Raw genomic sequence first — 14,214 nt, 5'->3', positions numbered from 1 at the left:
TTCGCGAGAAAAAGCATGGGTAAGCCTTGACGATGCTATCCGCCCGGAAATTCCCGCGATGAGGCAGCAAGCTTTTAGCCGGCGCCGGCCAGCGGCGCGACGGCGATGATCACCAGAACGGCGGCGGCCGCGTAACCCAGCCAGTCGGCAGCCGCGAGGGCCGGGCGCGCGGCGAGCCGCCGCACGGTCGGACCGGACAGCCCGGCCAGCACTTCCACGGCCCGTACGCGGTCACCCCGGCCCATGGTCACCCGAACGATGTCGTTGTGCCGCAGCGCATCGGCCGGCCCACCGTCCCGCATCGTGCAGAAGATCGTCTGGCCGGCGGTGGTCCGCACGCTGAACTGCCGGACGTCCCTCCGGGTCAGGTGCAGGGCCAAGAACACAGCACCCAGCAGTACGGGTGGCAGCACGATCCCCAGCAGCAAGCCCGGCCGGCCCACGTCGCCGAGCACGGCGCGCACCCCTGTGACGGCCACAGCCAGCCCCGCCGCCGCAGCCACGGCGACCAGAACAGGCGACTTGCGCACGTCCCGGTCGTCCCGGCTGATCGCGACCGGCCCCGAGATCAACCCGACCAGCCCCGCCGCCGGCGCCGCCGGGTCAATGCTCGCCGCCTGCGTCACGTTCGTCTCGGCCGGCAGCGGCGGCGGCCGCCGCCCCAAGGGTGGCCCCGGAGTTGCCGGCGATGGTCCGGGAGCAGGTGGCGCGCCCGGACCAAGCATCGCCCCCACCGCCGGTGACGAGCCCGTCCGCGGCTCCGACCGTCGCCGCGGCACCGCTGAAGGCTTGGCGCCGGACTTCGGCATCGCTCCGAGATCGGCACGGGCGACCGGCACTGTCCAAGGCGCGGGGCCGGTACTGGACACCGCTGCCCCCGGTTCGACGCTCGAACCCGGCACCGCGTGGGGCACGTCGCCTGCGTCGGGCGCCAGGTGTGGCACGTTGCCTGCGCCGGGCGCCGGGTGCGGCACGTCGCCCGCAGTCGGGGTTGGGCGTGGGTCGTTGCCTGCACTCGGAGGCGGGCGCGGGTCATCCCCCGGGCGCGGGGTGGCCCACGGGGGCGGCGTGTCGCTCATTGGCCCGGGTTCAGCCGGCGGACCGCGCACTGGTTCTCGCGCTGGGCGGCGGACAGGCTGGCGAACTGCGCGTCGCACCACGAGTGCACGGCGGCGGCGTTCGGGAAGCTGCCGATGGCGAACGTCACCCACAAGAAGTGCCCGTCGACCGTCTGCCGCTTGCTGTAATCCGTGCTCTTGACCAGCACGATCGGGTGCTCGGCGCTGGTGTGGGCGTCGCGCAGGGTGCGGTGCTCGTCCAGGATGTCGGTCGCGTTGAAGGTGTGCGAGCCACCGGCCGTGGTCTGCAGCTTGTCGTAGATGCCGGGGTACTTGGAGGCGATCTGCGCGGCGTACTGGCCCTGGAAGGAGACCTGGCCGGAATCCTCGCTCCAGATCTGCTCGAGCTGGGCCGCCGCGGCCTGCTCGGGGTCGACCGTGGCGACCTCGGTCGTCGGCGGCGCCTCGGTCGTCTCGATCTGGGTCGGCGTCGGCTCCGGCTCGGCGAAGGTCGGCTCGGGCTGCTCGGTGATCGGCACGCCCTCGTCCGCGTTGGCCGCCTGCCCGGTGGACACCTGCTGCTGCGCGGCCGGAGGCTGGTCGTCGCCGGAGCGCAGGGCCGCGATCGTCCCGGCGGTGGCCAGGAGCAGCACCACCGCCACAACCGCGGTGACGATCATCCCGTTGCTCACCCGCCGCGGCGGCGGAGGCCCGGGGGGAGCGGCGGCCGGGCCGGGGGTGGTCCAGGGCGGCGCCGGGTTCGCCGACGGCTCGGGCCGGGGCGTCGGCTGCCACTCCGGCGGCTGCCACCCCGGCGGCGGCTGAGTCGGCGGCGAGGGCTGAACCGGCGGCGAGGGCTGAGTCGGCAGAGCCTCAGTCGGCGGGGTCTCAGCCGGCGGCGACTGAATCGGCGGAGGCTGAGCGGCGGCCGGCTCGCGCGTCGCCCACGGCGGCGCCGGAGTCGGCGCAGCCTCGGACCGGGGTGGCGCAGCCTCGGACCGGGGTGGCGCGGGCTCGGACCGGGGTGGCGCGGGCTCGGCCCGGGGTGGCGCGGGCTCGGCCCGGGGTGGCGGCGGCCGCCACCCCGGCGGCGGCTCGCTCGGCGGCGGGGGCGGCGGCGAGGCCGGCGAGCCCGGTGAGTGCGCGTCGTCGCCGTGGTTGACCAGGGAGTTCAGGTCCCACAGGCCGCCGGATCCGTTGTTGTCGGTCATGCTGATCAGTCCCCGAAGACCATGACTCGCCGGCCGCGGTGGCCGGTCGCGTTCGGCGCCGTGACCGCCGGCCGCCCGGCCGGGACGGCCCGGTCGCGGCCCCAGCCCCGGATCTCCTCGATCTGCTCCGGGTTGGTGCGGCTCAGTGGCATCGTGTTGGTGAAGGTGTCCATCACGAACTCGGCCCGCAGCGATTCGGCGCCGTTGAGGTAGACGTGCTCGCCCACTTCGTGCAGCGCCGCCTCGATGTCGGCCCCGGCGAACCCTTCCGAGAGCCCGACCAGCTTGTCCACGAGCTCCGGGGCCGGCGGCTGGGAGAGGTACCGCCGGTAGTACATGCCGATGATCTCCTGGCGGTCCTCGGGGTCCGGAAGGTCGACGAAGAACAGCTCGTCGAAGCGGCCCTTGCGCAGCAGCTCGGGCGGCAGCGACCGGACGTCGTTGCTGGTCGCCACCACGAAGACCCGGTGCCGGGACTCCTGCAGCCAGAACAGGAACTGCCCGACGAGGCGCCGGTTGACCCCGGTGCTGTCGTTCTGCCCGGCCAGACCCTTCTCGATCTCGTCGATCCAGAGCACGCACGGGGCGAGCCGGTCGGCCGTGTCCAGGGCCTCGCGCAGCCGTCCCTCGGACTGGCCCACGTACTGGCCGAGGATCGCGCCCAGGTCGAGCCGGTAGAGCGGCAGCCGCCACTCGGCCGCGATGGCCTTGGCCGACAGTGATTTCCCGCAGCCGGGCACACCGACCAGCAGCACACCGCGGGGCGGCCGCAACTCGGTGCCACGCAGGTCGGCCGAGATGATGCGCTGTTTACGGCGGAGCCACTCGCGCAGGCTGCTGAGCCCGCCGACCTCGGTCTCGGATTCACGCAGGCGTACCCGCTCCAGGCCCGCCAGGGCCCCGAAGTGCTTGTCCTTGAACTCGGCCAGCTTCTCGACGTCGTCGCGCTCGACCGAGCCCTTGGCCACCAGGGTCGCCATCACGTTGACGGCGGTGCCCTCGGGGACGCCGACCAGGAACTCGGCGGCCCGGCGGGCGTCCTGGTCGGTCCAGGCGATCGGCACCACGCCGTGGTGGTCGCGCAGGAACTCGACGATCACCTCGTACATCTCGGTGGCGTCGGGCAGGTCGAGGGTGACGCTCATGCCGAGGCGTTCGAGGCCGCCCCAGAGCGGGGTGTCGGTGACGATGATGACGCTGCCCGAGTTGGCGTCGGCCAGCCGGGCCAGCTCGGCCACGTGCCGGCTGGCGGTGTTGTCGTCGCTCAGGTTCTCGGGGTCCACGAAGATGACCGTGGCCTGGGCCCGGCTGGCGAACTGGGCCGCCGCGAAGTCCATGGCCCCGGTCAGCGACCGGTCCTCCTGGGCCGGGGTGTTGGTCCGCAGGTCGCGCAGGCCGGTGGCCCGGGTGTAGACCCAGAACGGCAGGCTGGCCCGCCGCGGACCGGCCGCCACCTGCTTGACCAGGCGTAAGGCCCGCACCTGCTCGATGCTGCGCACCCCGATGATGGGCACCCGGGCGGAGATGTAGCTGTCCAGGTCCCGGAGCGACTCGGCGTAGTTCGACATGGCTTCTTCCTCAGAGGATCACGCGGCGGCGCGGGGTGGCGGTCGGGTCGCCGCCCCAGCCGTCGCCCGTGACGTGCGGCCCGCGGGTGACCGCGGTCAAAGGGTTGTCGCGGACCGTGCGCAGCCGGGCCTCGATGGCCGAGCTGGGCGCGCCGGACGAGCGCAGGCCCTGGACCTGCTCGTCGATCTGCTGCTGGACCGCGGCGACCAGGTTGTCGACCATCTCGACGAGCTTGTGGCGCAGCTCCTCGGGAATGGCCGGGGCCGACGCCAGGGCGCGGATCGGCGGCAGCGACCAGCGGGCGTGGTTGAGGGCCCGGGCCGCGGCGAACTCGTCGCGGGCGGCCGGCAGCTCCCGGGCCAGCGTGTCCGACCAGGCGGTGAGCCGCTGGTCGAGGGCGCCGGTGATCCGGTCGGCCAGCCGCTGCCAGCTGTCGCCGGCGAAGTCGGCCGGGGTGAGCGGGGGCAGGGTGGCCGGGTCGAGGTTCTCGCCGGCCCCCCAGCGCTCGAGGAACGTGGCCCAGGCCTGGTAGTGCCCGCCGGTGACGAACATGGTCAGTCCCGCCGGTGCCGGTTGACCAGGATCTCGCCCGGCGGCAGCGGATCCCACGACGGCAGGGTGCGCACGTACTGCCGGGTGCGGGTGGTGGCCGGCTCCTGGTGGGTGGCCTGGCGGGCCCAGGGCACGTCCTCGGCGTCGTCGGTGCGCTTGGGGAAGGCGTCGCTCATGTCAGGCTCCAGCCGGGGCGCCGACGCGCCGCTCGTAGGGGGAGGGGGCGTTGCCGGCCGTGGCCAGGTCGGCGATCAGGGCCCGTACGGCCGGCTCTCGGCTGTCGGCCTGCCGGAAGGCGCCCGACCAGTCGACGACCTCGGCCGCGGCCCCGCGCAGTTGCTGCAGGGAGTCCAGCTTGGCCAGCTGGATGACGTCCTCCGCTTCCTTCTGGCGGGCGGCCGCGTTCTGCGACTGCCACCACAGGATCCCGCCCCAGATGGCCGCGACCAGCAGCGGCAGGACGAACAGGGCCGGTGTCCCGGAGACGCCGGCGCAGATGAACAGCACCACGGTGACGGCGATCGGCGCGATCAGGTTGACGCCCCACTTGTAGGCCAGGCTGTCGATGAACGGCCGCGTCGCCCGGTCCCAGTGGGCCGACAGTGAGCGCTCGAGCTCCTCGATCGGCTGGGTGAACGAGCCGACCCAGCGCGGCAGCCGGAAGACCTGACCGACCGCGTTGTGCGAGCTCTCGAAGACCGCTTCCACGTTGGCCGGCAGGGTGGCCCGGTAGTCGCGGCTGTAACCGGCGTGTGCCTGCTCGAACCACGAGTGGCAGGACGAGACGGCCATCCGCTGGGTGGCCCGGGTGACGCCGAGCTTCTCCGGGTTGAGGGCCGACTCCGACTGGATGGTCAGGTAGTCGAGCCGGCGGTCCAGGGCGAGCAGATCGGTGTCGAGGTCGTGCTGGGCCGCGTTCAGGTCGCCGTGGTGGCGGACGACCGCGTGGTGCTGGGCGAGCTCGCGGCGCAGCGGCAGCTCCTCCTCGTCGTAGCCGGTGACCAGCCGGTCGAGGATGTCGTCGACCTGGTCCTCGAGGCGTTCGCGGGCGGCCGGCTCCTCGGCCGACATGGCCGAGTACTTGGCGATCAGCGAGTCGTGCGCGGCCGCCTTGGCCAGCGCCTGGTCCATCTGCGGCCACTGCGGGCTGACCCCGGCCAGCCGCGGGAAACGCTGGGCCGAGGACGGGCCGACGTGCCGTTCCAGCTCGGCCCGCCACCGGGTGACCTGGGCCTGCTCGCGGCTCTCGTCGCTGAGCAGCTGGGCCCGCCACACGTTCAGCCGCTCCTGCACGATCTCCACACCGGCCGGGCCGAACGCGCCCTGCGACACCGACTCCAGGATCACCGCGAACTCGCGGCCGAGCTCGTTCGGGTCGAGCGCGGCCAGGTAGTGCTTGAGCCAGCGCAGCGAGCTCTCCACCCGGCCCTGCCGGCGCAACATCAAGGCCATGAACAGCGAGGTACGGCTGGGTGAGCGCCGGAACGCCTCCTGGACCGCCCGCTCGCACTGGACCTGGTCGTCGGCCAGCCACGACCGCAGCGCCACCAGCACCGGGGCCAGCCAGTAGCGCGGCGTCTCGATCATCAGCTGCTCGCCGACGTCGCGCAGCGTCTCGTCCGAGACCAGACCCAGGTCGAAGCCCTGCAGCATGCCGGTGGCGACCCGGCGGACCACCTTGTAGTGGCCGAACTGGTGCTCGATCTGGCCCTCGACCACGCCGATGCGGGTCTCGGAGCGCTGCACGTTCGCGGTGCGCTCGGCCTGCAGCACGTACGACTCGAAGGCCTGGGACAGCTTCTGCAGCCGGTCGTTGGTCTCCTCGGCCCGTTGGCCGACCTGGGCGACCTGCATGCCCACCTGGCCGACACCCTGCTCGAGCCGGAGGACGACCTCCTGAACCTCTTTGATCTTTTGGCGGACAAGGGGATCGTGGTCGCTCATGTGTTCTCGTAAACCTTTCAGGCGACGACGGAGCCGTCTTTGAGGACCGGCCGGAGTTCCCCGCTGGCGTAGATCTCGACGAAGTCGTACGCGCCCGTGCGCACGAGCATCCGGGCCTGGTTGAAGGGCTCCGGCACGAGGTCGGCCGGCGCGTAGTGCTCGACGATGGACTGCCACAGGTCGAGCCGGTGGTCGATGTAGGGCGGGCCGAGGTGGCAGAGGGCGAACATGCCCAGCGGCACGTCGCCGAACTCGCTCTCGTACTCGGCTCGGATCCACTCGGACAGCTGCGCGCGGGCCCCCTGGTCGAGGCCGGCGTCGAGCCGGTGGACCGCCTCGAAGAGACCGGCGTGGCGCGGCTTGCGGCTGATCTTCTGCCCGGGGCGGATCTGCTGGCTCTGCTGACCGGTGGTGGCCGACCGGAGATCGAGGCCCATGTCCACACGGCGCCGTCGCGCGAATTCCATTCTTCTCCCGGGGGATAGCCTTTAATGGGGCGGCTGTGCCGGGAGCCTAACGCCGCCGCCGGGAAAAGCAACAGATCCTTTCAGTCGACCATCGAAACCACTGCGGTACCGCATCCGGATGATGATCGACGAAGTGGACTGTCCGAACGGGCTAGTGCAGTCTGCCTGCACAGATGGGTCGCCGCGTAGTTGATCAAAGTGGACTTCGGGCTTCCTTGCCGTGCTCCTTGCCCGCGTGCAAGGATGCCGCCCATGCCCCGCCCGGAAAGCGCCGAACAATTGACGGCGACCGAATCCGCGTTTCATCAGGACGAATTACTACGAACGGATGAGGTGCTCACCGACACCCAGTTGACTGATTCTGGGTCACGCGGTGACGAGCGGCTGCGCGTCGGTGTCCGGTTCGGTCGCCCGCGGCTCTATCCGGTGGAGGCGGCCGACCTTCCGCCGGCCCTGTCGGCACCCGGCGCGCGCTACCTCGGGGCGCTGTTCGCCTTCGACCTCGACCCGGCGCCGGCCGGCCACCGGTACGCGACGGCCCGCTTCACGGTCGACCTGGAGAACGCCGGCGTCACCGCCGTAGCCGTGCATGCCGGGGCCGAGCAGTTGGGCCTGCTCGCCGACGGCATCGCCTCACCCCTGGGCGACCGGACCGCCCGCGCCGCCCCGGCCTCGCTGCTGGACCGCCTGCGGACGCGCGACGACCGGCCGCCCGCCTGGACGACCGGCGTCCACAGCCCCCGCTTCGGCTGGCGCTACCACGACCGCCGGGGCACGCCGCTGCTGCCCCGAACCTATGCCGTCCACGCCGTTCTCGAGGTCCCCGCCGCGCTGGCCGAGCTGTCCGGCGCCTTCGAGGCCGAGCTCGACCTGTCCGGCCGCGTGCGCCGCCGCCTCTCCGCCACCGACCGGATCCGTTTCACGGCCCCGGTTCCCGGCCCTTCGCTTCACAAGGCCGCGGCCGTACGCCTGTGCATGGCGGCCGACATCGTCGGCTACAGCGGTCACGGCCCCGACGCGTCCGCCCGCCTCCAGCACGACCTGGTCCGGATCCTGGCCGAGGGCCGCGCGGCGGCCGGGGTGACGCCGGGCGAGGTCGACCCGCAGCCGCAGGGCGACGGCCAGTTCACCGTGCTGCCGATCGGGCTGGACGAGGCCGCCGCCGTGCCCCGCCTGCTGCGCGGCATCGCGACCGCATTGACCGCCCGCAACGCCACCGCCGACGACCGGATGCGCCTGCGGCTGGCCCTGCACCGCGGCCTGGTGCGCGAGGCCGACAACGGCTGGGTCGGCCGGGCCGCGACCGCCGTGCACCGGCTGCTCGACTCGCCCCCGCTGCGGGCCGCGGTCGTCGAGCACCCGGCGGCCGACTACGTGCTCGGCGTGCCCGACGTGCTCTACGCCGACGTGCTGTCCACAGGAGACGATCCGCCGCCGGCGGCGTTCCGGCCGGTCACCGTCGACCTGCCGGCCAAGGGTTTCCAGGAGCGCAGCTGGATCTACGTGCCGGAGGGGGCCGCGTGAGCACGGTGTACGCCCTGATCGTGGGCATCGACGAGTACCGCGCGGCCACGGTCGGCTCGCTGACCGGCGCCCGCAACGACGCCGTGGCGGCGCTCGCCTACCTGCGCTCGCGGGTCGGTGACCTTCAAGTCCGGGAGCTGTACGACGAGCAGGCGACCCGCGCCGCGATCATCGACGCCATCCGGGCCCACCTCGGCCGGGCCGGCGCCGGCGACACCGCCGTCCTCTGGTACGCCGGGCACGGCTCCGAGGCGCCGGTGCCGCCCGAGCTGTGGGCCCGCGAGTCGGAGGGCCTGGTGCAGAGCCTGGTCTGCGCCGACTCGCGCGACGGCGACGTCCCCGATCTGTACGACAAGGAGCTGGCCGTGCTCCTCGACCAGGTCGCCGCGACCGGCGCCCACGTCGCGGCCGTCATGGACAGCTGCCACTCGGGCGGTGTCACCCGCGAGATTCCCGAGGCCACGGCCCGGGCCCGCCGCGTCTCGCCCGCCACCCGGGCGCCCCGGCCCGAGACCCTGATCCCCGAGCTGCACGGCGGCTGGGACGCGCTGCCCGACACCAGCCGGCACGTGCTGCTCGCCGCCTGCCGCGCCGACCAACTGGCCCAGGAGTTCCCGCTCGACGACGTCCCGCACGGCGTCTTCAGCTGGGCCCTGCTGCGCGCGCTCAACCAGCTCGGCCCGCACGCCACCTACCGCGAGCTGCTGGCCGCCGCCCGCTGCACGGTCGAGGACCGCACCCAGTTCCAGGCGCCCCAGCTCGCCGGCGACGTCCCGGCCGACCAGCCCTTCCTCGGCGGCGCACTACGCGCGGCGGCCTCCCGGATCACCATGCGCCACCTGGACCACCGGTGGGAGATCGACGCCGGCAGCTGCCACGGCATGCCGCCCGCCACGCCCGGCCCGCTGCGCGTCGCGGTCGCCGGTGACGGCCCGGTCCGCCCGGCCCGGGTGACGGCGGTGTCGCTCGACCGCTCGGTGGTCGAGCCGGACGGCTGGCAGCCCGACCCCGAGCGGCAGTACCCGGTCGTGGTCACGCAACTGCCGGAGGCGCACCTGGCGGTCGACGTGGCCGGCTCGGCCGAGCTGGCCGAACTGGTCGAACGCTCGCCGTTCCTGCGGATCGCCGACACCGCACGCGGCGAGGTCCCCGACCTGCGCTTTTCCCAAGACCAGACCGGAGCCGTACGCATCCTGGGCGCCGGCGAGCTTCCCGTGGCGCCCGACCTGCACGGCCCGGATCTCGCCCGGCGCGCGGTCCGCGCCGGCGAGCACATCGCCCGCTGGCGTCAGGTGCAGGCGCTCGAGAACCCCGGCTCGCCCCTGGCCGGCGCCGTCCGTCTGGAGATCGTCGCCGCCGGCCCCGGCGAGACCCAGGCGTCGTTGCACCGCCTGCCCGAACGACCCGACGCCGACGGCCTGATCCAGCTGGCGTACACCTGGCGCAACGGCACGCCGACGCCGCCCACCGCCTTCCTGCGCCTGCACAACACGACCGGCCGCTCGCTCTACTGCGTACTGCTGAACCTGACCGAGCGCTACCGCGTCCACGCCTCCCTGTTCCCCGGCGCGTTCGTGGGCCCGGGTCTCGTCGGGGCCGCCCTCAACGGCCGCCCGGTCCAGTTCAGCCTGCCCGGCGGCGTGCCGCCCACCCGCGGTGCGCAGGTCCGCGACCGGGTCAAACTGATCGTCGCCGAGCAGGAGTTCGCCGCCCGCCCATTCGAACAGGACGCCCTCGACGACGCGGTCCGCCGTGGTGTGCTCCCCCGGGTCGCCATGACCCGCGACGCCGGCGACGCCACCCCCACCGACGTCTACGACTGGGCCACCACCACCCTCACCGTGATCACCACCGTCCCGTGATGACCAACCACGCCTCTTTGCCGGACGACCCGGGCCCCCTCGGCTCTGCGGGCGGCCCCGGCACCCTCGGCGCCCCCGTGACCGACCACGGTGATCTCGGCGACCAGTGCCTCGACCGCTACGAAGCGGATCCGGACCTGGCCCACCTCGACCGCGCGTTAGCCCACTACGAGGCGGCGATCGCGGCCGGCGGCGACGGCCTGGCCTGGTGGCTGCACGCCATCGCGATGATCCACCGAGAGCGCGCCGACCGAACCGGCGACCCAGCGGCCTGGACCGACGCCATCACCGCGGGCCGGCTCGCCGCCGACGCCCTCATCCCCGGCGAGCTGCGCGACGAGGAGCTGGGCGACCTCGCCCACGCCCACCACGCCCGCCTGACCACCATCCTGCTCGCCAACCACCGACCCGCCCCATCGGACGTCCCCGCGCCACCCGGGCCCGCCGTGGCTTCCGCGCCGCCTGGACCCGCGATACCTTCCGCGCCGCCCGGGTCTGCCGCCCGTCCCGCGCCGCCCGGGTCTGCCGCCCGTCCCGCGCCGCCCGGGTCTGCCGCCCGTCCCGCGCCGCCCGATTCCGCAGAAGCGCTGGCGCGGGCGGTTGCCGCTGAGATCGCGCTGATCGCGGCCGAGGTGACGACCGGGTCGCCGGAGGCGCGGCTGGCCTATGGGATGACGCTCGGGCGGATCGCCACGCTGACCGACGATCCGGCCGATCTCGAGGCCGCCGTCGCCGTGCTTGGGCCAGCCGTCGAGGCCGCCGACCCGGACGGGCCCTTCCACGCCCAGGCCTGTGCCGATCTGTGCTTCCTCCATCTTTTCGGACCGCAGCCCGACCCCGACCGGGCGATCGAGGCCGGCCGGCGCGGCGGCGAGGACGGCGACCCCGTGGTGCGCCACGCGCTGGCCTGTGCCTACCAGGAACGCTGGGACACGCGGGCCGATGAGTCCGATCTGGACCGGGCCATCGACCATTGGCGGGCCGCCCTGGCCGACGTGCCGGAGCCGGGCGGCATGGCCGATTGCGGCCGGCTGCTCGGCGAGCGGGCCGAACGGCAGTCCTCGACCGGCGACGCCACCGAGGCGGTGACCTGGCTCGAACGGGCCGCCGCCGAGGGCGAGCCGTGCTGGTGGGCGCTGGGCCTGGCCTACCGACTGCGGGCCGGCCTGGCCGACGACCCGGCCGATCTGCACCGCGCGGCCGAGTGTCTCGACCGCGGCATCGCCGACCCGCCCTGGCCGGAGTGGCTGCTTTACGCCCACCGCGAGCGTCTCGACCTCACCCAGGCCCTGGTACTGGCCGAAGAAACCAGTCACACGACTACCTCCGCCCAGTATGCCTCCACCATGCTCGACCACATCGCGGCCGCCCGGGCCGTGTTCGACAGCGGCCTCGGCGACCACGACGAGCGGGCCGCGCTCGCCGCGGTCATGGCGGCCGACGTCGGCTACGGCTGGCAGGAGTATCCCGAGCTCAGCGACCCAGCGTGGATGCTGGAGATGGTTGCCTTCGCGCGTACCCGTACCGACAAGCCGCCGGAGTGGGACCGCCGGCTGGACAGCGTCGAGGCCCTCGCCCGCTACCTCGACCGCGCCTTGAGCGGCGGTGGCGACCCCGGCAACGGCCTCCAGCAGTTGCTCGCGCCCCTACGTGACGGTGAGGACGATCCCGAAGTTCGCCGCACGATCGAGGGGCTTACACCGATCTTCCTGGCGGCCAAGGCCATCCACGGCGGCGACCGGCGGCTACTGGCTACGGCGATCGACCAGATGCGCGCCTCCGGCGACCCCGAGGACGAGCTCATGGCCGACGGGTTCGCCCTGATCGACCGGGCTCGTCAGGGCGACGCCGGTGCCCACGGCGACCTGCGGGCGATGCTCGAACGCCTGCGGGACCTGCCGGCCTCCTACGCGCTGCGGGCCTCCCTCACCCCGATGCTCAGCCTGATCGAATCGATCATGTCCGGCGCGGACGGCGTGTATCGGCCGGTCGACCGCGCACCGATCCCGCCGGGCGACGTCACCGCGGCCGGCGCGGCCCTGATCGCCCTGCCCGCAGTGTGCGGGTCGGCGGTGGTCCGGCACGACGTGGTGACGATGCGCGAGGCCGCCGACCGGGTCGGCGAACTCCTCGACGTCCTGCCTCCCGGTCACGCCTTCCGCCTGATGGCGCTCGGGCTGGGCTGCCAGGTCGGAATCGGCCTGCTGCGCGACGAGCCCAGGGACCAGCCGACCGCGGAACGGGTGATCGGATGGGCCACCGAGGGCCTGGGTATCGCCGAGGGACCCCGGGCCCCGTTGTGGTCGCAGTTCGCGCTGGTCCGGGCCGAGGCCCTGCGGCACCGCGACGGCGCCGACCCGGCCGAGTCGCGCCGCTGGGGCCTGGTCGGGCTGCACGGCTTCGGCTGGCAGGTGCTGTTGCAGGCCGGCACGGACGAGGCGGTGCTGGCCGCGGCTGACGCCGGCGAGGCGGCCCGCCGGGTCGCCGGCTGGTGCCGGGCCGACGGGGCCTACGACGACCTGGTGGCCGCCGTCGACGCCGGCCGGGGCCTGATGCTGCAGGCCGCGACCAACTCGCGCACCATCGCCGACCGGCTCGTCCTGGCCGGCCGGCCCGACCTGGCCGACCGGTGGCGCACGTCGGCCGGCTACGGCGGCGACATGGTCACCGGCGGGGCGCTGCGCGGGATGCCCGGCGCGCGCGTCTTCGAGGTGCCGGACGACCTGCGCTCCGAGGTCCTGCACGCGCTGCAGCTGGGTACCCCGGAGTTCGGATCCACACACGACATCCGGGTCGCCCTGGCCGCCACCGAGACCGACGCGCTCGTCTACCTGCTGCCCACCGCGGGCGACCAGCCCGGCTGCGCGGTCATCGTGCCGGTCCGGGGCGACACCAGGGTTCTGATCCTGCCCGGCCTGCGCACCAACCGCGGTTCCGCCTTCGCCCAGCACACCACCGCCCTCCACGGCCCCACCCGAGACACCGCCCCGACTCCCGACGGCGCCCTTACTCCCCATGGCGTGCCGCCGCACGGCGGCGCCTGGCCTATCGCCCCGGCCCCCGGTGGCGGGCGGGACGCGGGCGAGGTCAGCGGGGCACCGGAGACGGCCTCGGCGGGGCCGGACGAGCTGTGCCGGTGGGCGTGGTCGGCGGCCATGAGCGCGGTGTTGCGGCACGTCCGGGGGTGGGAGCTGGGGCGGCCGGCTCGGCTCGTGCTGGTGCCGACCGGGCCGCTGGCGGCGGTGCCGTGGCATGCGGCGTACCGCAACGACGGCGAGCGGCGCCGCTATGCGATCGAGCAGGCCGTGATCTCGTACGCCGTCTCGGGGCGAGCCTTCGCCCAGAGCGCGCGCGAGACGGCCCGGGAGGTCAAGTCGGTCCTGGTCGTCGGTGATCCGACCGGTGACCTGCCGGCGGCCGGAGCGGAGGCCCGCGCGATCGGTGATGTCTTCTACCCGGACGGCACCTTCCTGGGCCGCGCCGACGGCTCGCCCCGGCAGGTGCTGGCGTGGGTGGCCGCCGCCGCCCCCGGCCCGTCCCTGCTGCACCTGGCCTGCCACGGCCAGGCCGACCCGGAACACCCCGGCGACACCGGCCTGCGCCTGGCCGGCGGGCGGCTGACCGCCCGGCAGCTGCTGGAGGCGTCCCGTACGGCCGAACTGGAGATCGAGCAGGTCTTCCTGGCCGCCTGCACCACCGGCGTCGTCGGCGCCCGCCACGACGAGGCGTTCAGCCTGGCCACCGCGTTCCTGTCGGCCGGCGCCCGTACCGTCTTCGGGTCCCTGTGGCGCGTCCCCGACGAGGAGACGTCCCTGCTGATGTTCCTGGTGCACCACCACCTCAACACCGGCCGCTGCTCCCCGGCCGACGCCCTGCGCCAGGCCCAACTGTGGATGCTCGACCCCGACCGAGCCGTACCCCCGACCATGCCGGCCGAGTTGGCCCGCCACGGCACCAGCCCCCGCCTGGCCGATCCCTTGTGCTGGGCCGGTTTTACCCACCAGGGCGTCTGAAGATCCCGTACCGT

10 protein-coding genes are annotated in these 14,214 nt (G+C 73.9%); 3 read left to right on the top strand and 7 right to left on the bottom strand.

All coding sequences use genetic code 11. From position 1 onward, the window contains the following. Positions 1–74 precede the first annotated feature (74 nt). The 7 genes from AB0J66_RS15985 to AB0J66_RS15955 all read right to left on the bottom strand — a co-directional run bounded on the left by AB0J66_RS15985 (position 75) and on the right by AB0J66_RS15955 (position 6,771). On the bottom strand, positions 75–626 hold the full coding sequence (locus AB0J66_RS15985) for a hypothetical protein (RefSeq protein WP_364660432.1): 552 nt from the start codon (positions 624–626) through the stop codon (positions 75–77). A 449-nt stretch (positions 627–1,075) separates the two neighbouring features. Further along, on the bottom strand, positions 1,076–1,738 hold the full coding sequence (locus tag AB0J66_RS15980) for a hypothetical protein (RefSeq protein ID WP_364660431.1): 663 nt from the start codon (positions 1,736–1,738) through the stop codon (positions 1,076–1,078). 536 nt (positions 1,739–2,274) lie between these two features. Beyond that, positions 2,275–3,837: an AAA family ATPase gene (locus tag AB0J66_RS15975; RefSeq protein ID WP_364660429.1), complete on the bottom strand. Its 1,563-nt coding sequence runs from the start codon at positions 3,835–3,837 to the stop codon at positions 2,275–2,277. Positions 3,838–3,847: 10 nt separating this feature from the next. After that, the gene (locus tag AB0J66_RS15970; RefSeq protein ID WP_364660427.1) at positions 3,848–4,390 is read right to left on the bottom strand and encodes a hypothetical protein; all 543 of its coding nucleotides are present in this window, start codon (positions 4,388–4,390) and stop codon (positions 3,848–3,850) included. A gap of 2 nt (positions 4,391–4,392) precedes the next feature. Beyond that, a complete protein-coding gene (locus AB0J66_RS15965) occupies positions 4,393–4,566 on the bottom strand; it encodes a hypothetical protein (protein ID WP_364660425.1) in 174 nt (57 codons plus the stop codon). Position 4,567: 1 nt separating this feature from the next. Further along, positions 4,568–6,334, bottom strand: coding sequence for a hypothetical protein (locus AB0J66_RS15960; protein ID WP_364660423.1), 1,767 nt, complete (start codon positions 6,332–6,334; stop codon positions 4,568–4,570). Positions 6,335–6,351: 17 nt separating this feature from the next. After that, positions 6,352–6,771 (bottom strand): hypothetical protein, encoded by a 420-nt coding sequence (locus tag AB0J66_RS15955; protein WP_364660421.1) that lies wholly within the window; start codon positions 6,769–6,771, stop codon positions 6,352–6,354. A gap of 282 nt (positions 6,772–7,053) precedes the next feature. On the opposite strand from AB0J66_RS15955, the gene AB0J66_RS15950 reads away from it, so the two are divergent. From AB0J66_RS15950 to AB0J66_RS15940, 3 genes are read left to right on the top strand one after another with little or no spacing between them, the layout of a single operon-like run. Further along, the gene (locus tag AB0J66_RS15950; protein ID WP_364660419.1) at positions 7,054–8,325 is read left to right on the top strand and encodes a hypothetical protein; all 1,272 of its coding nucleotides are present in this window, start codon (positions 7,054–7,056) and stop codon (positions 8,323–8,325) included. After that, entirely contained in the window at positions 8,322–10,187 is a 1,866-nt protein-coding gene (locus tag AB0J66_RS15945; protein ID WP_364660417.1) for a caspase family protein, read from the top strand. The genes AB0J66_RS15950 and AB0J66_RS15945 overlap by 4 nt, the downstream gene beginning before the upstream one ends. After that, the gene (locus tag AB0J66_RS15940; RefSeq protein ID WP_364660415.1) at positions 10,187–14,200 is read left to right on the top strand and encodes a CHAT domain-containing protein; all 4,014 of its coding nucleotides are present in this window, start codon (positions 10,187–10,189) and stop codon (positions 14,198–14,200) included. The genes AB0J66_RS15945 and AB0J66_RS15940 overlap by 1 nt, the downstream gene beginning before the upstream one ends. Positions 14,201–14,214 lie beyond the last annotated feature (14 nt).

It is taken from the genome of Actinoplanes sp. NPDC049598 (genome assembly GCF_040675435.1).
GTDB lineage: Bacteria > Actinomycetota > Actinomycetes > Mycobacteriales > Micromonosporaceae > Actinoplanes.
Note: the sequence above shows the minus strand (reverse complement) of the source record. Positions and strands in the feature narration are given on the sequence as shown.